Source organism: Sulfuricurvum sp., from assembly GCF_023250475.1.
Classification (GTDB): domain Bacteria; phylum Campylobacterota; class Campylobacteria; order Campylobacterales; family Sulfurimonadaceae; genus Sulfuricurvum.
Genome location: NZ_JAHFAQ010000125.1, coordinates 1 through 6,267 on the forward strand (window position 1 = coordinate 1; position 6,267 = coordinate 6,267).

Annotated in this window: 5 protein-coding genes; 2 read left to right on the forward strand and 3 right to left on the reverse strand. The window is 41.5% G+C overall.

What is annotated here, in order from left to right:
* On the forward strand, nucleotides 1–328 hold a 328-nt coding region (locus Q0C19_RS10270), incomplete at its 5' end, for a rhodanese-like domain-containing protein (RefSeq protein ID WP_295055696.1).
* 28 nt (nucleotides 329–356) lie between these two features.
* Here Q0C19_RS10270 and Q0C19_RS10275 read toward each other — a convergent pair.
* From Q0C19_RS10275 to Q0C19_RS10285, 3 genes are read right to left on the reverse strand one after another with little or no spacing between them, the layout of a single operon-like run.
* Nucleotides 357–1,619 carry a diguanylate cyclase gene (locus Q0C19_RS10275; protein ID WP_295055699.1) on the reverse strand — a complete coding sequence of 421 codons (1,263 nt, stop codon included), beginning with the start codon at nucleotides 1,617–1,619 and terminating at the stop codon, nucleotides 357–359.
* 40 nt (nucleotides 1,620–1,659) lie between these two features.
* Nucleotides 1,660–2,931, reverse strand: coding sequence for a diguanylate cyclase (locus tag Q0C19_RS10280; protein WP_295055701.1), 1,272 nt, complete (start codon nucleotides 2,929–2,931; stop codon nucleotides 1,660–1,662).
* A 48-nt stretch (nucleotides 2,932–2,979) separates the two neighbouring features.
* Nucleotides 2,980–5,298, reverse strand: a complete 2,319-nt coding sequence (locus Q0C19_RS10285) for a diguanylate cyclase (RefSeq protein ID WP_295055703.1) — start codon at nucleotides 5,296–5,298, stop codon at nucleotides 2,980–2,982.
* A gap of 118 nt (nucleotides 5,299–5,416) precedes the next feature.
* Between Q0C19_RS10285 and Q0C19_RS10290 the strand changes: the two genes are divergently transcribed.
* A partial coding sequence (locus tag Q0C19_RS10290; RefSeq protein ID WP_295055705.1) for a PAS domain S-box protein occupies nucleotides 5,417–6,267 on the forward strand: 851 nt, incomplete at its 3' end.

Consider the following 6,267-nt stretch of genomic DNA (forward strand, 5'->3'; position numbering starts at 1 on the left):
GATTCTCACCGATTTCGAATCCATTTCACCCAAAGAGGCCTACACGCTTATGAAAAGCGGAGAAAAAATTGCTATTTTGGACGTCCGTACGCCCGATGAGTTTTCGCAAGAGCATATTGATGGGGCCATTCTCGTTCCCGTACAGACTCTCAGCAATAACCTTGCTCTGATCGCTCAGGTCAAAAATCAAAAAATCATCGTCTATTGCCACAGCGGAAACCGAAGCATACGCGCTTCACGTATCCTGGTCAAAAACGGATTTACCCCTCTAAACGTCAAAGGGGGAATAACGGCATGGAAAGCCGAAGGGCTAGCTGTCGTACACTAAAATCTCTCGCACGGAAGATTTTAGTGATTTATTTTGCACAAATCCTATTTTTTCCGCTGTGTTTTGCATGAAGCAATTGAGAATCGGCTTCATTAATCGTATCATTCAATGAATTGTCATGCTCCAATGCCGCACCGATAGAGACACTCACAAAAATCTCCTGATCCCCTTCTATTATCAAAGGGGTCAATGCTATCTTTTGGCGTATCCGCTCTAAAATTTCAAGTGCTTTTTCACGGGTGGTATCTTTTAAGACCAAACAGAACTCTTCTCCCGTAAAACGTGAAATAACATCCTGATACTGTACGTTTGAGCGAAGGATTTCAGAGACTTGGATAATCACCTGATCCCCAATATCATGTCCGTACGTATCATTGATCGTCTTGAAATTATCGATATCGATCAAGGAAAGAATAAACTCTTCGTCCCGACTGACCGCGTCAATAAAATACGGTTCCATTACCGTGAAAAAATGACGACGGTTATACAACCCTGTCAAAAAATCGCGACTGGCATAATTGGTTATCGTATCAATGTTTTCAAGGGCTTCAATCGCATTGTTCAAACGGCACGAAAACTCCTCTTTACTGAAAGGCTTGTTGATAAAATCATTCGCACCCCGTTTGAGAAACATCGCCGATACGTCGGAATCTTCGCTGGAAGAGAGGACAAAAATCGAAAGCTGACTTTTCGTGTATTTTTGTCGAACCGCTTTTGTCAGTTCCAATCCGTCCATGACCGGCATATTGTAATCGGTAATAATAATTTTAATATCAGGGTTCTCTTCCAAAATCAACAGAGCCTCTTCCCCGTGAGCCAAGGCAAAGACTTGGAAAAAAAGATTTCCCACCATTTTTTTCATCTGATTTCGAAACACCGATGAATCATCAACAACCATGACTTTATGGTGACGGTTTTTAAGAAGTCTCTTAATGATATCGATCACGTAATCGATATCATGGATTCCCCCTTTGTGAATATAATCGATAATATCTTTTTTAAGCATCACCTTGCGGAATTCTTTATCGACACTCCCCGTCAAAACGATGGATGGAATATTCTTTTTAAGCATCGTATCGACGATTTCACCATTAGGTGCATCGGGGAGATTAAGATCAAGAATCGCCAATGTGTAGGTGTACTTCTTGGTAAAAAGCTCTGCTTCTGCAAGCGAATGAGCAATATCTATCTCTAAATTTAATTCACTTTTTACTTTTAAACTGATCAACTTTGATAACGTTTTACTATCATCCACCAATAAAATACGTTCGATTATCGTTTTATTTATCATTCAACTCTTTCCTTGTAAATTCAGCAAAATCATACCCTATTTAATCTATTTGACTAAATTTTTCGTGCATCGCTTCGACAATCCTGTTACGCCCTGAGTGTTTAGCCTCATAAAGAGCATTATCAGCGAGTTTGAGTACTCCCTGAACATTGGTAGACTTCCGAATATCGGGGTGGTAAATACCGCCGCTAATAGTACATTGCAGCACTTGTTCATCAAATAGAAACCGATATTCTTGAATATTTATCCGAATGGCTTCAGCTTTTTCAACAGCCTGCTCTCGGCTAATACGGTTAAATATTATAACAAACTCTTCCCCTCCGGCACGATAAACACTGTCTTGAATCCGCACATTTTCCAGCATAATCTTTGAAATTTCACATAAAACAAAATCACCCGCATCATGACCGTAACTATCATTGATCTTTTTGAACCAATCGATGTCAAGCATCAATACCGCATAAGGGAGATGATGCTTGTCGTATTGAATAATCAAATCTTCGAGATCACGCTCCATATTCAAACGATTTTTAAGCCCGGTAAGGGGATCATGCGATGCCATCTGAAGCAATTTTGAGTTGGCATGTTCCAAACTCATCGTCCTCATTGAAATTTGCTGCTCAAGATTTTCCTGATTCCAGATTACCTCTTGAAACAATTCACGAATTTTATGTGCCATCGGCTGAAAGATAAAAATGACTTCAAGAAGAAGCGTGATCAAGGTAACTATCCATACGAGAGTCTCAAGCTGTTTAACTTCAGCTAAATTTTTTTCACCCTCTTTTTGATACTGCAAAACAGCGCCGTTCAAATCGTTCAATAAGGGATTAGAGATAAGAATAATCTCATGTAAAAGATTAGCCGACTCAGTTTGCGAGGGTGCTTCACTTAAACGTTTTGCGCGTTCCAGATACCCATCTACCTTCTTTTTAAGTGCAATTTCTCCATAATATATTTCATACATTTCGGGTGAAAGCCCAACATGAACCCCCTCTTTTAATTTGCCTGAGGACAAAGCGGCACTGGCTCTATCCATTTCTTCAATAGCCCCAAGCAACTCGGCTTGAAGAATCTCAGGACGAATATGTTTATTGTCACTGTAGATATGAAAATAATATTGTTGTGAAAGAGAAGCGACCCGCTGGGAAAGCATCCTCTGCTTTCCCGACATATTAACGATTAATGCGGTAGAGTCACTGGTTTGCAACCCTAAATGTAGAAAATAAAAGGCACCAGTTGATAGAAATGCGATGAGAGAAATCGCAATAACGTAACGTTTTGTAAAACTTGCCTTGAGTTCTTGAGCTTGCATATTCCTCTGATCTTCACATGAATTGAGTAAATCATAACGCCGATATTCTTAAAGCACACTGACCCTGTTTCTACCCTCAGATTTAGCCTTATAAAGAGCATCGTCGGCTTTTTTCAGAAGAGATTCTTTCGTCACGTCATCCCCTATATCTTTGAATGCCATTCCGACACTAATAGTGACGTGATCGCTTGCCGATGAGTATTCATGAACAATCTTGAGCGCTTCGATCGCTTTTACCAAACTTGCTGAGACTTTTTTTGCCCCCTCGAAATCGATATCTTTAAGCAAAACAACAAACTCTTCGCCTCCGTAACGGGCGATAATATCACTCGGACGTTTCAGCGATTTTTTGAGAGCTTTGCCTATGGCGATCAAACACGCATCTCCTTGGGCATGCCCGTAATTATCGTTATAACGCTTAAAATGATCGACGTCTATCATGAGTATCGACAGAGATTTTTTATCTCGAGAAATCTCTTTATAACTCTTTTCATACATTTGATCAAAAAAGCGGCGATTGGCGATATGGGTTAGGCCGTCTATCATCGCCAACTCTTTAAGCTGATCATTTTTCAGTTTCAAGGCAGTATTAACGGTTTCAAGTTTTGATTTCGTCTCATGAAGTTCGTGAGTGATTAACACCTGTTCGGTGATATCTTGAACCGTTCCTCTGGAAAGAATCCCGTTTCCTTCCGAATCGTATTCGGTATCGCCCACTTCCCGAACCCATTTGATCCGCCCGTCCTCCATCAAAAGACGGTGATCGATTGTATACTTTTGTCGATTTTGTAATGAATGCAAATAGGCACGGTTGACACTCTCACGATCCTCGGGATGGATTGCATGTAAAAAGGCTTCGTACGAAGCTCTGAATCGGAGATGGTCAATCTCGAAAATACGGTATATCTCATCCGACCAAAGCAGGACATTGGTAATAAGATCGAGTTCCCAGCTTCCGATATGGGCTATCGCTTGAGCTTTTTTTAGACTTGATTCATTTTTTTGAAGGGTCTCTTGAAGTCTTTTTTGTTCCGTTATATCCCTAAATACGACGATCGCCCCTTCATCTGCCGAGGCCACGGTCAGACTGACGGGGAAAAAGGTGCCGTCATTCCGTATCAAATACTCTTCGCTCATACGCGTTCGACGATCACTGAGGGTAAGATAAATAGGACATTCTGACTCGTCATACACTTCATGAGTCGTTTTATGATGATAAAAAAGGGTGTGTTGATCTTTTTGTAAAATCTCTTTTTCAGTAAAACCGGTCATTTTCAACGCTTGCGTGTTGATCCATGTGCATTTCCCCTCTTTATTGACACCGTAGACGCCGTCTCCGATGTTAAAGAGGAGCGATTCGAACAGTTTCTTTCTTCTCTGCTCACGTGTATAGTAAAGCAAAACGAGCAACAATGCCGCCACTGAAACGATTATCACGTTTTGGTAATGTACCCAGATATCCGAAAAAGTAATTTCGGGCGTTTGATCAAACGGAGGGAGACGTAAATGACGTGCAAGCTCTTCGACTTTCAAATAATCAGCAGGGAGGGTATAGCCATAGATACCCGCTTGTTTCGTTGCACTTAACGTCGGCGGGAGGGAAAAGAGAGCCGCTACAAATGCTTTTGCATCCGCTTCTTTGGTATGTGGCAGAGAAAAAACAGGCCATTCGGGATACAGCTGTGTTGAAACCCTAAAAGGGTGATTGATATTATGCTGCTCGTTAATTACTCGAACATCATCTGAACGAATCTCACCGTGTGCAATCATCTCTTCCAAAATGCCGTCTCGGACAAATCCGACATCAGCTTTTCGCAGCAGTACATCATGCACCACATCTTGATGAGAACCGTGGTTCTCGATAATTTGTTTGCTCTCATTGGGGAGATAAATACCGTTTTTATGAAGTTCGTATGCTTGAGCCCGAAATCCCCCCATGTGTTTTAAACTCGGAGTTTCGATCGTCTTGTCTTTAAGATCGGAAAGATTTTCAACACTGCTCTCAGGACGAACGATAATCACACCGCCGAGTCTGCTGGTAGGTTTCCCCTCATCACTGACACTTATCAGCGTTGCCAGAGCGCCGCTAAGAGCGTATTGATGCCGGATAACCAGAAAATGGGTGGGATTGGTCGTCACGATATCCAACTCCCCTTTGGCGATTTTTGCATCCATCGCCTCTTGGGTCAAAACGTCTAAAATAACCCGATTGTCCAATTTTGTATTCAGATAATCGACAAGTGGCTGGTATTTGGCACGGGTCTTTTCGACCCCCATATACGCGAAGACACCGAACCGGATATTCTCTTTAGCGGAAGCGGAAACAATAAAGAAAAATAGCACTAACAGGGAAATTAATTTATTCATTCTTTTGAGGACTTTCGTGTAGTATTAAAAGCTGTAACTATAGCTTATTCCCCCTTCCAGACCACTTTTTTTCAAATTATTGGGAATTTTTTTATGAATAACCGTTTATAATAAGTTTATGATTCAAAAACTCGTAAATCACTACGGTGAGCCTTTTTTATCACTCCTCGATCACCTGAATGAGGGAGTTATTATCCATCGAAGCGATACGGCTATTCTTTATGCCAATAAGGCCGCATCCGATCTTCTCGGTCTTAGTATTGATCAGCTCATCGGAAAAACTGCTAACGATCCGATATGGCATCTTATCGATGAAAAATCTGAGCCGCTGAAACACGAAAACCATCCGGCTAAGCGTCTTATTGCTTCCAATCAAAATATTCTCCATCAACTTATCGGTATCTACCAAAGTGACGGAACATTGAAATGGTGCGATGTAAACGGCTCACTGGTCATAGAAGAGGATGATGAGCAAATCGCATTGCTATTTTTAAGCGATGTGACCGATCGAAAAAATGCCTATGATGAAGCGGCATTGTTCAAACATCTTGTTGATGTCGTCGATACGGGGATAACGATTACCGATCCCTCCCTTCCCGATAATCCTCTGATCTACGTTAACCGGGCGTTCACGGAAATAACAGGCTACAGTTTTGAGGAAGCCGTCGGACGCAATTGTCGTTTTTTACGTGATCCGGAACCGAAACAATCGGGACTTCCTGCCGTATACGAAGCACTTAAAAATGTCCAATCGTGTGAAGTAGAACTTCGTAACTATACCAAAGAGGGGAAATTGTTTCACAATCTTCTCAATATCACCCCCATGTTCGACACTAACGGAAAACTCAAATATTTCATCGGAGTTCAGCACGATATCAGCCGTCAAAAAAAGCATGAAGAGAAACTCGCCGAACAGGCACTTTATATCCAGTCCATCCTTGATGCCCAAGAAAATATCGTTTATGTTGC